The sequence below is a fragment of the Bradyrhizobium sp. 27S5 genome (assembly GCF_037217225.1).
Taxonomy (GTDB): Bacteria; Pseudomonadota; Alphaproteobacteria; order Rhizobiales; family Xanthobacteraceae; genus Bradyrhizobium; species Bradyrhizobium septentrionale.
Genome location: NZ_CP147714.1, coordinates 8,771,380 through 8,784,569, shown reverse-complemented (window position 1 = coordinate 8,784,569; position 13,190 = coordinate 8,771,380). Strand labels below are relative to the sequence as shown.

Annotated in this window: 12 protein-coding genes and 1 pseudogene; 12 read left to right on the top strand and 1 reads right to left on the bottom strand. The window is 62.2% G+C overall.

Annotation, left to right across the window (positions count from 1 at the left end):
- Positions 1 to 87: 87 nt before the first annotated feature.
- From WDM24_RS41230 to WDM24_RS41200, 7 genes and pseudogenes are all read left to right on the top strand, one after another.
- A complete protein-coding gene (locus WDM24_RS41230) occupies positions 88 to 789 on the top strand; it encodes a haloacid dehalogenase type II (protein WP_338829778.1) in 702 nt (233 codons plus the stop codon).
- On the top strand, positions 776 to 2,026 hold the full coding sequence (locus tag WDM24_RS41225) for a CoA transferase (RefSeq protein WP_338829777.1): 1,251 nt from the start codon (positions 776 to 778) through the stop codon (positions 2,024 to 2,026). The genes WDM24_RS41230 and WDM24_RS41225 overlap by 14 nt, the downstream gene beginning before the upstream one ends.
- Before the next feature lie 10 nt (positions 2,027 to 2,036).
- The gene (locus WDM24_RS41220; RefSeq protein WP_338694445.1) at positions 2,037 to 2,459 is read left to right on the top strand and encodes a PaaI family thioesterase; all 423 of its coding nucleotides are present in this window, start codon (positions 2,037 to 2,039) and stop codon (positions 2,457 to 2,459) included.
- Between the two features lie 453 nt (positions 2,460 to 2,912).
- Positions 2,913 to 3,884, top strand: a pseudogene (locus WDM24_RS41215) (sigma-54 interaction domain-containing protein); the annotation flags it as partial.
- Positions 3,885 to 4,060: 176 nt separating this feature from the next.
- Positions 4,061 to 4,354: a helix-turn-helix domain-containing protein gene (locus tag WDM24_RS44580; RefSeq protein ID WP_414645795.1), complete on the top strand. Its 294-nt coding sequence runs from the start codon at positions 4,061 to 4,063 to the stop codon at positions 4,352 to 4,354.
- A gap of 207 nt (positions 4,355 to 4,561) precedes the next feature.
- Complete coding sequence (locus WDM24_RS41205; RefSeq protein WP_338829774.1) at positions 4,562 to 5,926, top strand: GntP family permease; 1,365 nt, start codon at positions 4,562 to 4,564, stop codon at positions 5,924 to 5,926.
- Positions 5,927 to 5,988: 62 nt separating this feature from the next.
- A complete protein-coding gene (locus tag WDM24_RS41200; protein ID WP_338829773.1) occupies positions 5,989 to 8,031 on the top strand; it encodes an acyl CoA:acetate/3-ketoacid CoA transferase in 2,043 nt (680 codons plus the stop codon).
- A gap of 134 nt (positions 8,032 to 8,165) precedes the next feature.
- Here WDM24_RS41200 and WDM24_RS41195 read toward each other — a convergent pair whose 3' ends face one another.
- Complete coding sequence (locus WDM24_RS41195; protein WP_338829772.1) at positions 8,166 to 8,672, bottom strand: hypothetical protein; 507 nt, start codon at positions 8,670 to 8,672, stop codon at positions 8,166 to 8,168.
- Between the two features lie 483 nt (positions 8,673 to 9,155).
- Here WDM24_RS41195 and WDM24_RS41190 point away from each other — a divergent pair, with 483 nt between their 5' ends.
- The 5 genes from WDM24_RS41190 to mctP all read left to right on the top strand — a co-directional run bounded on the left by WDM24_RS41190 (position 9,156) and on the right by mctP (position 13,181).
- A complete protein-coding gene (locus WDM24_RS41190; RefSeq protein ID WP_029079461.1) occupies positions 9,156 to 9,365 on the top strand; it encodes a hypothetical protein in 210 nt (69 codons plus the stop codon).
- A 247-nt stretch (positions 9,366 to 9,612) separates the two neighbouring features.
- Positions 9,613 to 9,831, top strand: coding sequence for a hypothetical protein (locus tag WDM24_RS41185; protein ID WP_166301053.1), 219 nt, complete (start codon positions 9,613 to 9,615; stop codon positions 9,829 to 9,831).
- On the top strand, positions 9,828 to 10,007 hold the full coding sequence (locus tag WDM24_RS41180; RefSeq protein ID WP_338694457.1) for a hypothetical protein: 180 nt from the start codon (positions 9,828 to 9,830) through the stop codon (positions 10,005 to 10,007). Before WDM24_RS41185 ends, WDM24_RS41180 begins: the two co-directional genes overlap by 4 nt.
- 1,517 nt (positions 10,008 to 11,524) lie before the next feature.
- A complete protein-coding gene (locus WDM24_RS41175; RefSeq protein WP_166301058.1) occupies positions 11,525 to 11,701 on the top strand; it encodes a DUF3311 domain-containing protein in 177 nt (58 codons plus the stop codon).
- Positions 11,691 to 13,181, top strand: a complete 1,491-nt coding sequence (gene mctP, locus WDM24_RS41170; protein ID WP_338829771.1) for a monocarboxylate uptake permease MctP — start codon at positions 11,691 to 11,693, stop codon at positions 13,179 to 13,181. Before WDM24_RS41175 ends, mctP begins: the two co-directional genes overlap by 11 nt.
- Positions 13,182 to 13,190 lie beyond the last annotated feature (9 nt).

The following is a 13,190-nucleotide window of genomic DNA, read 5'->3' as shown; positions in this document are numbered from 1 at the left end:
TCATATCGTGAATAGTGAGAGATCACAAATCCATTTCATCCATGATGATCCCGCGCGTATCAGTGGGTCTGAACCAAGGAGGCATCCATGAGCTTTGAGACAATCAAGCGCGACGTGAAGATCTGCATGTTCGATCAGTACGGCACGGTCGTCGACATGCAGGGCGGCCTGACCAGGATCGCGGCGCCGTTCCTTGAGAAGAAGGGTTGGAAAGGCGATCCGAATTCCTTCGTCACGTGGTGGCGCCGCACCCATTTCGAGAATTCGATGATCGATGCGCTGCTGCATCGCGAGCACACGCCCTATCGCGAGATCGGGCACCGCGCGGTGTCCCACGTCATGGACCGCGCCGGAATCGACTACACGATGGACGATGTGCGCTACCTCGTCGGTGGGATCGAGAAGCTGGTGCCGTTTCCGGAGGTGCCGGAAGCGCTCGCGCGGCTGCAAGCCAAATACAAACTGGTGGTGCTCTCGAACGGCGATCCGGACATGCTCGAAACCGCAAAGCGGTATCACAAGGTCCCGTTCGACCGCGTGATCTCGGTGTCTGAGGCCAATTCGTTCAAGCCGCATGTCGCGACCTACACCAAGGCGGCCGAGATCATGGGCGTGAAGCCCGAGCAAGTGCTGTTCGTCGCCAATCATGCCTTCGACTGCATCGGCGCCAAGTCCGCCGGCATGCGGACGGCCTTCATCGACCGGCGCAGCCGCCCGTTCGGCATCACGCCGCACCAGCCCGACATCCTGGTGCCGACGATGAAGGACCTCGCCGATGCGATCGTCTGATCGCGAGCCGCTGTCGGGCATCAGGGTTCTCGACCTCTGCCGGGTGGTCTCCGGGCCCTTCGCCACGATGCAACTCGGCGATCTCGGCGCCGACATCGTCAAGATCGAGGATCCAAGGCAGGGCGACGAAAGCCGCCGCTACGGCCCGCCCTTCATCGCCGGCGAGAGCGCGTACTTCCTTTCGGTGAACCGCAACAAGCGAAGTTGCGCCATCGATCTGAAGTCGCCGGCAGGGCGCGACGCGGTGCTCGAACTTGCCTCCGTGGCGGACGTCGTCATCGAGAACTTCCGCCCGGGTACGCTGGACAAGTGGGGGCTCGGCTTCGAAGCGCTGCGTGCCCGCAAGGGCGACATCATCCTGTGCAGCATCTCGGGGTTCGGCCGCACCGGCGCAGACGCCGGGCGTCCCGGCTACGATCTGATTCTCCAGGGCGAATCCGGTGTCATGGACATCACCGGCGATCCGGACGGACCGCCGACCAAGGTCGGCACCTCGATCGCCGATCTCGTCACCGGCCTGTACGCCTCGCAGTCGGTGCTGGCGGCCCTGATGCGGAAGAGCCGCACTGGCGAGGGCGGGCGGGTCGACGTCTCGATGCTAGACGCCATGGCGTCGCTGCTGACGTTCAACGCCGGCATGTACTTCGCCTCGGGAGAAAGTCCGAAGCGCAGGGGCAATGTCCATCCGACCATCAGCCCGTACGAGCCGTTCGAGACCAGCGATGGCTGGATCAATGTCGGGGTCGCCAACGACAAGTTCTGGACGGCCTTTTGCGACGTCATCGGCCGTCCGGACCTCATCGAAGACGTTAGCTTCGCAACCGCCCCGAAACGCGCGGCGAGCCGAAACGAGCTCGTCGCGATCCTCTCACCGATCTTCGCCGGCAGGACCCGCGCCGATTGGCTGCGGGCGCTCGGTGCCGCCGGCATTCCCTGCGGCGCGATCAAGTCGGTCGGCGAAGTCTGCGAGACGCCGCAACTCACGCAGCGGGGAATGGTCCAGACCGTCAGCCATCCGGCCGCGGGGGACGTCAGATTCATCGCCAGGCCGACCCGGTTCGGCGACGAACCGCCGGCGCCATCCACGCCGCCGCCGATGCTCGGCGAACATACAAGTGAGGTGCTTGCGGAATGGCTCGGCTGGACCGACGATCGGCTGGAGAGATTCGCGGCCGAAGGTGCGTTCGGAGAGTTTGGACGGAACTTCGTGCGATCGCCCAGGAGAGCGTCGTCATGAGAGCATCGCCATGAGAGATATCGCCGAGCAGATGTTGCGTCGCGCCGTCGAGGATGAGCGGCAGGAATTCGGGTCGTTCTTCCTGTCCCGCTTGTTCGGACTTGATATCGCCTACCAGGGCGAGACCTGCATCGTGTCCTTCGACGTCGAGAGGCCGCTGTTCAATCCGCAGGGCACGCTGCACGGCGGGGTTCTCGCGACGGCGCTCGACATCTCGATGGGGCATCTCGTCAACCACGTCACGGGCCCCGGCACCACGCTCGAGATGAAGGTGCAGTACCTCGGCGCTGTCCGCGAAGGGCGCGTGACCTGCCATGCGAGCTTTCTGAAGAAGGGCCGGAAGACCTTCTTCGTGCAGTCGCAGGCATCCAACGCAACCGGCGAGCCGATCGCGCATGCGACATCGACCTGGCAGCTGCTGAGCCGAAGCTGAATGGCTTCAGCCGGCTCGCATCGGCCAGCTATCTGCCGCGGCCGCTCGGCAATACGATCTACGTGATGCCGCCTTACTGCGTCACCGAGGCGGATCTCAATGAGATCTACACCGGCATCAGCGATGCGGCCGATGTGTTGGCTTGACGGCGCGTTTCGCACGCGTTGCTGACCAAATCACCGATTTGAATGGCACGCCGCTCCGAACAGAATATCGAACATCTATATCATTGAAATTGCGATGCTATTATCGTACGGACGATGCAGTTGCGGCGCTGCGCCGGCCGCGAAGTTTTGTCCCGCGCTGATGTGAAATCATGCAATCTCCTGCTAGATTTGCCGCAAACCAGTCAGCTTCGCAGGTCCAGCCCCTTCTGGAGACAAGTGGAGCGTGGGACGGGGCGCATGGGTCACCATCCGCGTTCGCTCATTGTTGAAGGGCCATTCGCAACCGATGTCCGATCGCCAGCCCATCGTCAGCGATCCCGCGACCATCCGCGCACGCGCCATGGAAACGCTGTTTGAGCGCCTGGATGATCTCTGCGAAGGCGCCATCGCGATCGATCGCGACGGGCGCGTCGTTTACGTCAATGAAAAATATCTTCACTCGCTTCGCCTTGGACGCGTCTCCGAGGCGATCGGACGCCCCATCGAGGAGATCATCCCGAACAGTCTGATGCGCCGCGTGGCCGACACCGGCGAGCCGATCCTTCTGGATATCATGGAACTCGGCGGCGAGCAGCTTGTGGTGACGCGCATGCCGATCGAGGACGAGAACAGGAACGTCATCGGCGCGATCGGCTTCGTGCTGTCAGACCGTCTCGACAATTTGAAGCCGCTGATCGCGCGGATGGGTCAACTCGAAAGCGACCTCAGGCTGGCGAAACGGCAATTGTCGCAACCGCGCAGCGCGCGGTTTACCTTCGATGATTATGTCGGCAAGACGGAGCGCATCGGCCGAGCCAAGGAACTCGCCCGCCGGGCGGCGCGCCAAAATGTGACGGTTCTGCTGACCGGAGAAACCGGAACCGGCAAGGAGCTGCTGGCGCAAGCCATCCACAACGCTTCGGCGCGCGCCGAAAGACCCTTCGTCAGCGTCAATGTCGCCGCTATCCCGATACGCTGATCGAGTCCGAGTTCTTCGGGACAGTGCCGGGGGCCTATACCGGCGCCGACCGCAAGGGTCGGGACGGCAAGTTCAGGAGCGCCGATAGCGGCACGCTGTTCCTCGACGAGATCGGTGAAATGCCGCTGCAACTGCAGAGCAAACTGCTGCGGGTGTTGCAGGAGCGGGAAATCGAGCCGGTCGGGTCCGACAAGGTCACGAAAGTCGACGTCCGCGTCATCGCTGCGACCAACGTCGACCTCCAGAAGCGCGTCAACGAAGGCACTTTCCGGGCCGACCTGTTCTACCGCCTCAACGTGCTGACGATCGCGCTGCCGCCGTTGCGCGATTGCGCCGGCGATCTTCCGGACATCTGCGCAAGGCTGTTGGACGACATCGTCCGGTCCGGTGACTACCTCAACGCCAAGATCACGCCGTCGGGCCTCGCCGCGCTCGCCTGCTATGACTGGCCTGGAAACGTCCGTGAGCTGCGCAACGTGCTGGAGCGCGCGCTCATTCTCAGTGACTCGGGCCGCCTCGCCGGGGATGACTTCGCCCGTATCCTGTCCGTCGGCGCCGAGGGCAAGGGCGTCGCGCCGCAGGCGGCGGGCGCAGTCGTCCCTTATGCCCAGGCCGAGGCTGCATTCGAGAAACGGACGCTTGAAGGCGCGCTCGCGGCCGCTAACGGGCAGATTGCGGAAGCGGCCCGGATGCTGCGTATTTCGCGGGCGACGTTCTACAAGAAGCTCGCCAAGTTCGGACTGGCCGCATCGGACTCCTCGCCTGTCTGACGATCGAGACTGAAACTGTCGCGAGTCTCGGAAAGTTGACAGGCAACTCACAGCCCTGACCTCCCGGCTGCCGGCCGAATTGCCGGAATTTCAAGCATTTTGCACCATCGCGAGGCATCTGGCCTGGAGCTTGCTCTGCTCGTGGGATGACGCATCTCGAATGCGCAAGAAGAGTCCGAAAAGAACAACACCCCGGGAGAGAAACAGATGAGCTTTCTGGTCGCACTGGCCGCGCTCGTTTTCCTGATGTTCGTCGCCTATCGCGGCTTCAGCGTCATCCTGTTCGCGCCGGTCGCAGCAATGGGCGCGGTCCTGCTGACCGACCCCGGCGCGGTGCCGGCCGCCTTCACCGGTCTCTTCATGGACAAGATGGTCGGCTTCGCGAAGCTGTATTTCCCGGTGTTCCTGCTGGGCGCGGTGTTCGGCAAGGTGATCGAGCTCTCCGGCTTCTCCAAATCGATCGTGGCGGCGGTGATCGGCCTCGTCGGCAGCCAGCGCGCGATGCTGGCGATCGTGCTGGTCTGCGCGGTGCTCACCTATGGCGGGGTCTCCCTGTTCGTCGTGGTGTTCGCCGCCTATCCGTTCGCTGCCGAGATGTTCCGGGCCGGCAACATCCCAAAGCGTCTGATTCCCGGCACGATCGCGCTCGGCGCCTTTTCGTTCACGATGGATTCGCTGCCGTTCAGCCCGCAGATCCAGAACATCATTCTGACCACCTATTTCAAGACCACCAACGGCGCGGCGCCGATCCTCGGCACGATCGGTGCGATCTTCATCTTCGTGTTCGGCCTGCTCTATCTCGAATGCCGCCGCCGCCAGGCGGCGGCCGCCGGCGAGGGCTATGGTGAGGGGCACAGCAACGAGCCGCCGCCGGTCGATACCAAGGAACTGGCGCCGGCGTTCGTTGCCTTTCTGCCGTTGATCGTGGTGTTTGTGGTCAACCTGCTGCTCGGTGGCTTTCCCGGCGTGTTCGGCGGCCTGATCGAGCGTGTCTATGGCGCGAGCTACGATCTGACGCTCGCGCTCGACCATTCGATTGCGACGCCGATCGCCAGCATCAAGGCGATCTGGGCCGTGGAGGGCGCACTGATCGCGGGCATTATCACCGTGTTCGCATTCGCGTTTCCAAAATTGAGAAAGACCTTCGCCGAGGGTAGCAAGGCCGCGGTCGGCGGCGCGCTGCTGGCGGCGATGAACACCGCGTCCGAATATGGCTTCGGCGGCGTGATCGCGGCGCTTCCCGGCTTCATCGTCATCAAGGATGCGCTGAAGACGATCCCCAATCCGCTCGTCAACGAAGCCATCACCGTCACCTCGCTCGCCGGCATCACCGGTTCGGCCTCGGGCGGCATGTCGATTGCGCTCGCCGCCATGGCAAAGGATTTCATCGCCATGGCGGAGGCGGCGCACATCCCGCCCGAGGTGCTTCACCGCGTCGCGTCGATGGCGAGCGGCGGCATGGACACATTGCCGCACAACGGCGCCGTCATTACCCTGCTTGCGGTGACCTGCCTGAAGACGCTGGCGGTGTTCTTCGTGATCGCGGTCTATTACGTCACCGGGTTGGTCTAGAGCCGGTTCTGATTGAATCGGAACGGGGCTCCAGGATCTAACGATTAATTGGGAGGAATGACGTGAGCCAGCATCCGGCCCTGTCCTATCTGCGCACGACGGAGAAGGGCAAGATCGTCACGGCCGCCGAAGCGGTGCGCTTGATCCGCGATGGCGACACGGTCGCGACCGGCGGCTTTGTCGGCATCGGCTTTGCCGAAGAGATCGCCCTCGCGCTGGAGGAGCTCTATCTCGCCAACGAAACCGACGCTCCCTACGCGCAGGGCAAGCCTCGCAACCTCACGCTGGTCTATGCGGCGGGACAGGGAGACGGCAAGCACCGCGGCCTCAACCATTTCGCACACGAGGGCCTGGTCAGGCGCGTGATCGGCGGCCACTGGGGGCTTGCGCCCAAATTGCAGCAGCTTGCGATCGCAAATCAGATCGAGGCCTATAATCTGCCGCAGGGCGTCATCACCCATCTGTTCCGCGACATCGCCGCGCGGCGTCCCGGCCACATCTCGCGCGTCGGCATCGGCACCTTCGTCGATCCGCGCCAGGGCGGTGGCAAGCTCAACGCCCGCACCATCGAGGAGTTGGTCGAGCTGGTCACGCTCGGTGGCGAGGAGTGCCTGTTTTACAAGACCTTTCCCATCGACGTCGGGATTATCCGTGCCACCACCGGCGACGCCGACGGAAATCTCACGATGGAGAAGGAGGCGTTGACGCTGGAAGCGCTGGCGATCGCCATGGCGGCGCATAATTCCGGCGGCATTGTCATCGCTCAGGTCGAGCGCGTCGCAGAAAGCGGCAGCCTCAATCCGCGCCAGGTGAAAATCCCCGGTGTCCTCGTCGACTGCGTCGTGGTGGCCAAACCGGAAAACCACTGGCAGACCTTTGGCACGCATTACAACCCGGCCTATAGCGGCGAGATCAGGCTGCACGCCGGCTCGCTGCCGCCGATGCCGATGAGCGAGCGCAAGATCATCGCGCGCCGGGCCGCGTTCGAGCTCAAGGCCAACAGTGTCGTCAATCTCGGCATCGGCATGCCCGAAGGCATCGCCTCGGTTGCCAATGAGGAGCGGGTGATCGACCTGATCACGCTGACGGCCGAGCCCGGCGTGATCGGCGGCGTGCCGGCGAGCGGGATCGATTTCGGTGCCGCCGTCAACACGCAGGCGGTGATCGACCAGCCCTATCAGTTCGATTTCTATGACGGCGGCGGTCTCGACGCCGCGTTCCTGGGTCTCGCCCAGGTCGATCGCGCCGGCGATCTCAATGTCAGCAAGTTTGGTCCCAAGCTCGCCGGTGCGGGCGGCTTCATCAACATCAGCCAGAACGCCAAGAAGGTGATTTTCGTCGGCACGTTCGGTGCGGGCCGCCAGCGCATTGGCGTGACCGACGGCAGGCTGGTCATCGCCGAGGAAGCCAAAGCCCGCAAATTCGTCGAGACAGTCGAGCATGTCACCTTCAGCGGCGCCTTCGCCGCCAAGCGCGGGCAGACCGTGCACTATGTCACCGAGCGCTGCGTGCTGGCGCTGACCGAAGGGGGGCTCGAGCTGATCGAGGTGGCGCCCGGCATCGATATCGAGCGCGACATCCTCCGCCTGATGGATTTCAGGCCGCTGATCCCGCGCGATCCGCCGTTGATGGACGCGCGGATCTTCCGGGACGGCCCAATGGATCTGCGCAGCGATCTGCTGACGATTCCGCTCGATCGGCGCTTCACCCTAGACCAGCAGCAGAACCTGTTCTTCGTCAACCTGGAACGCTTCGCGCTGCGCAGCAGGAGTGACATCGATGCGATCGCGCACGCCGTCGAAGCCAGGCTCGGCCGCCTCGATCGCCGCGTCTATGCGATCGTCAATTACGACAACTTCTCGATTGTTCCCGAATTGCTCGACGAATATTCGGCGATGGTGCAAGGCTTGACCGACCGTTTTTATTCCGGCGTCTCCCGTTACACCACGTCGGGCTTCCTGCGCATCAAGCTCGGCGAAGCGCTGGAAAGGCGCGGCGTCGCCGCGCACATCTTCGAAAGCGCGGAAGACGCGCGCTCGGATTGGCGCAATGTCGAAGCTGGCGGCACTCCGCAGCCGGACCGAAACGGCCGCACGGCGGTGTAGGCGGCCAAACCCTGGCGGCGCAATCACTCCATCGCCGGACGCCCGGGATTCGCATCGCCGGAAGGGGCAGCGCCCCGGAGGCTTGCCGCCGGGCAGATCGCGCGCGCTGGGAATGTAGAGCCACCCTATCGACTCTACAGTTTTATTCCTTCCATCGACTTTCTCAATTCATCGGCCGACTGTTTGGCGAGAGCGCCGCCCTGCACGCTGACCCACGTCTCGGGCCATGCCTTCTTAATTCTCGAGATCGTGTGCCCGCCCAGTTTCGGGGGCGGGACCGAGCCGCTGCTGTCGATCACTAACGTACCCACGAAAACGTCATCGTTGCTGTGTGCGCAATTCGAGAGGCCGATGCAGTGGACGAGTTCGTGCACCAGGATGTGGAGACGCATGGCCTGCCCAGCGTCAACCCGGCCCACTTTCGGAGTTGCGGGCACCCGCAACTTCACTGAATCCATCGAAGGGCCGCTGCGTGAGTCGATGATGGTCTGCACGGCGCTGCCGTGGAGGCCGGAACCCGGATAGGTCTCGGCAACGATCGGGCTGCCAGCCGCCCTGTCAGCCTTCTTAAAGGCGAGATAGACGCCATTCTGCTTGAGAAGGTCGTTGATCGTCGTGATCGCTGTATCGAGATCATTCACCCAGACACTCGGGGTGAAACTCGCCCCGGGGAATACCTTTAGCTCGCCCGTGCGCCGGACCCGGTCGGGCCAAGGAGTGATCTCCGGTTCCGTACACGCCACGACGAGGCTCCTGCAAAAGGTCGGGGACTGCCTAAGTCTATGTCTCGCCGTTGTTCGACACGGTTCAAACCGGTGGCGGTACACCCCCCAGCGGCGCCGCAATTTGGTGAGTTCGCGCGACGGAAAACTGTGTCGTGCTCGCAACGTGGCATGAGTTCCGGTTGTGGATAAGCATCTCCGGACTCCACGGCGTTGCGAATTCGCGGTCAAATGGTGGCGGACCTTCGGCGGCGTTTTCATTTCCAAGACGTTCATTTGAGATGAGGTCCAAGAGGCCGCTGTCCAGCGCCAGCGGCCTCTTCATTAACATACATTGATTGCAATCAGATCGTCCGACGCCAGGCAGCGTCGATCGTACTGCATTAGGTCACGGAGACAAAAATGATTGAAGGACTCAAACCATATGTGGCATTCGGAGTCGATCCTGCCGGGGTCGCACGCGCAACGTACGAACTTCGTTGCAGCAACGACGAAGAGGCGAGGCGGCAAGCCGAGGATTATCTCGACGCGCACGAGTTCATCGAGTTGTGGATTGACTACAAACGGATCGCTCGTCTGAAGCGCAGCAGGTCCCGAGGCTCCAGCCAATAAATTCCGACTGTCATCGCATCAACTCGAACGACTCGAGGACATCTGCGTCCGCATGCGCTGTGATGATTTTCGCTTCAGCACACGCTTTGGAGTCAACGGCCCAGCGATCTTAAGCGCCCCGTGGTTTTTGCGGGCTGAGCATTAACGCTGTTAGTACTGCATGGGAGCCTAGCCCTTGTCAGGAAACGGCTCGGCCGCTTAATTCGTGCGATTGCACTACGTTAATCATTTTGCAGAGTTGTTCTTAGTGAAAGCCATCGAGCAAATCGTCGCCGGCTTCGTGTCGTTGAAGGATCGTCAGGCGCTGGAGAAGCTCAAACATCATCGGCGGCAGCTGTTGGATGATGTTCAAACGCACGACGTCCCCGGCTTCGGACCGTCTGTCGTGAGCGATATCCTCCGCGGGGAAGTCGAGATCATCGAAGCAGCATTGGCGCGCTTCGATGAGAATCGAGCATTGTCATGAGCGAAAACCGCGAGGAGATCGAGACCTTGAGGTTAATCAGAGCGTTCTCGAAGATTAGAGATCCCCAAAGACGAAAGCTCATCATTGAATTCACCGAGGCCGCGGTGCCTGAGGTTGGCACTGTTGCAGAAGGCAATCCGAGCGATCTCAAGCCTGGCGGTGAGCGACTTCGTTGATGGGCCTCAACGCATATCCAATGTAGCCGTAGCCCATTTACGTCATACACTCTGTGCCAATGGGCCTGATCCAAATGGACTACATGGCCGCATCGCGGCCCGCGGCGTGCGAGGCATCGGTGCGCTGTATGAGAAAAATATGATCTCTTCAGCGTATCACCGAGTAATGATTGCTGGGCTTGGCAGGGGCCTACGTGGGGCAATGGTAGTAGCGCGCCGCAGCAAGTGCGGATCTTGGTAGACCAAATTCGGGAAAGCCGTAACTTCACGAGTGGAGGCTGGCCGCTCAGCCTCCTAGCCCCGGCAGCCCCAGCTCACCCCTGAGTTGGGGCTCGCCGCGTCCCTCAGACCCGCACCTCAAGGCGCAGGCCGAGGACCCCATTCTGAGTTGATCAAGATGGATAGCGTCGAGTACAGCCTCATAGGTTTAGCGCTGCTATCCTTCATCACCGGCGTGGGCGCTCTTCTGTTTGGATGAAGTGCTCAGCGAACCTTTTAGGGGTCGCCGGTCCACATCCGTGGCTTATCGCTCTCCAAGCCGACATGCCGACGGCGGGTCCCCGAACGATCGATATTCAGCGTCGTTAATGCTAATTGCGATCAGACGAATTGCGGGTTGCCTTACGAAGGTAAATTTTGCGAGAAAATCCGCACGGGACGAACGCTACACGTCCCCAGAACTTCAGCACCAGCGCTTTCGGCGCTGGTGTTTTTTCACGCGAACAGGTCGTTCCCGGCTCGCTCCCACGCCTGCGCGGGCCCAGCGGCATCAAATTCCGAACGAGTGCCTCATCTGAGCCGCCATGCGCTGGACGGCGTAGGTGTATTTGCCTTGGGCGAACTGCTGATCCGCTATGTAAAGAACCACAAGAACGGCTATCGCCAACAACAATCCTTTCACCGAAATCCCCCACGCGGCGGTTAAGAAAAGCAGATGGCTTCGAGCCTACACACTTCCATGCAAATGGCATGGCTCAAATAGGCTACGCCAGAGAAGGCCGATTGGAACTCGACTACAGCTGATGACGTTGAGTCGGGTTGTGTTGGAGTGCATGCGATGACCAATCACCGAACTGCTCTGGTCATATTTGCGTTCGCGTTCGCGATTGCGCTTATCGCAGCGACTTTTACGACGTTCGAGAACGTCAATACGCGCGTGGCCAGCAATGAGGCGCCACCGGGTACGACCGGGTTGGCTCGGCCACATCCGCCGTTTGATCTGGCCCCCGGCGCACCAATACGGATGCCACAACAGAGGTAGGACAGGAGTCGCCCGGGTGGCGAGCACCGCTCGGCTCATCCGGGTGCGGGTTGAGCCGATCATCATTGTCGTAACAGCCGGCACAGCCCCCGCTCGTCGTCGCGCGTGGGCGCGGCGGACTTCTGCCCGACGATACGAAAGTATGGGGGTGCCGCGGAGCGAATGTAGGGGGCAGAAAAAAGCACGATCGGCGCTATAGCGTGCGCAAGTCGCGCGCAGCGAAGCGCGCATCATTCTCACGACAGGGGAGGAGAGCTTGATACGCCTGCTATTGCTGCTGCCGTTCATCGGGTTGATGATCGTGCCCTTCTACAACATCAGGGAGCCGATGCTGTTCGGTTTCCCGTTCTTCTATTGGTATCAGCTTGCCTGGGTGCCGCTGACCTCGCTCCTCACCTGGATCGTCTACAGGAGCGTGCGCAATGTTGAATGATGTCGACAGCGCGGCGCTCGCCGTTTTCATCGCTTTGTTTGTGCTCGTCACCGGCATGGGCTTCGTCGCCTCGCGCTGGCGCAAGCCGGAGACGCTCGCCCATCTCGACGAATGGGGCCTCGGTGGCCGCAAGTTCGGGACTTGGATCACCTGGTTCCTGGTCGGTGGCGATTTCTACACCGCCTATACCGTGATCGCTGTTCCGGCGCTGGTCTATGCGGTCGGCGCCTACGGCTTCTTTGCCTTGCCCTACACCATCATCGTCTATCCCTTCGTGTTCGCGGTGATGCCAGTGTTGTGGAAGGTCGCGAAAGACAACGGTTACGTTACCGCCGGCGACGTGGTGCGTGGCCGCTACAATTCACGTAGCCTCGAGCTTGCCGTGGCCGCCACGGGCGTGCTGGCGACGATGCCCTACATCGCGCTGCAACTGATCGGCATGGAGGTCGCGATCAAGGCGCTCGGCCTGCACGGCGAGATTCCGCTCGTGCTCGCCTTCCTGGTGCTCGCGCTCTACACCTACTCGTCGGGCCTGCGCGCACCGGCGCTGATCGCCTTCGTCAAGGACATCATGATCTATATCGTAGTGATCGCCGCAATCGCGATCGTGCCGTCGAAGCTCGGCGGCTATGGCGAGATCTTCACCGCGGCGGATGCTGCCTTCAAGGCCAAAGGCTCCGGGGGCATCCTGCTGGCACCGGCGCAAGTGTTGCCCTATGCTTCGTTGGCGCTGGGTTCGGCGCTCGCGGCCTTCATGTATCCGCACACGCTGACCGGCATTTTCGCGTCATCGGGAGGCAACACCATCCGCAAGAACGCGGTGCTGCTGCCGGCCTACACGCTGCTGCTCGGCCTGCTGGCGCTGCTCGGCTATATGGGCCACGCGGCCGGACTGAAGCTCGCCAGCAACAATGACGTCGTGCCGGCGTTGTTCAAGATCCTGTTCCCGGGCTGGTTCGCGGGCTTTGCCTTCTCCGCGATCGCGATCGGCGCGCTGGTGCCGGCGGCGGTGATGAGCATCGGCGCCGCCAATTTGTTCACGCGCAATTTCTGGAAGGTCTGGATCAACCCGGCCGTCACGCCGGCGGGCGAGGCCAAGGTCGCCAAGATCACCTCGATGCTGGTGAAGGTCGGCGCGCTGCTTGCGATCCTGTTGATGCCGACGCAGTTCGCGCTCGACCTGCAGCTGCTCGGCGGCCTCTGGATCCTGCAGACCCTGCCGGCGCTGGTGTTCGGGCTCTACCTGAACTGGTTCTCGAGCACGTCGCTGCTGGTCGGCTGGGCGGTCGGTCTGGTCGGCGGTTCGCTGCTCGCCTGGTCGGACGGTCTGAAGCCGCTGCACAGCATCGACTTCGGCGCGGGAAAGGTTGCCATCTACACCGGCCTCATCGCCCTCGCGGCCAATGTGGTGGTGGCGGTCGTGGTCAACCTGGCGCTCAAGGGGCTGTCGCAGCCGCGCCCGGCCAGCGAAGCGGCCTAAGCCAACGGC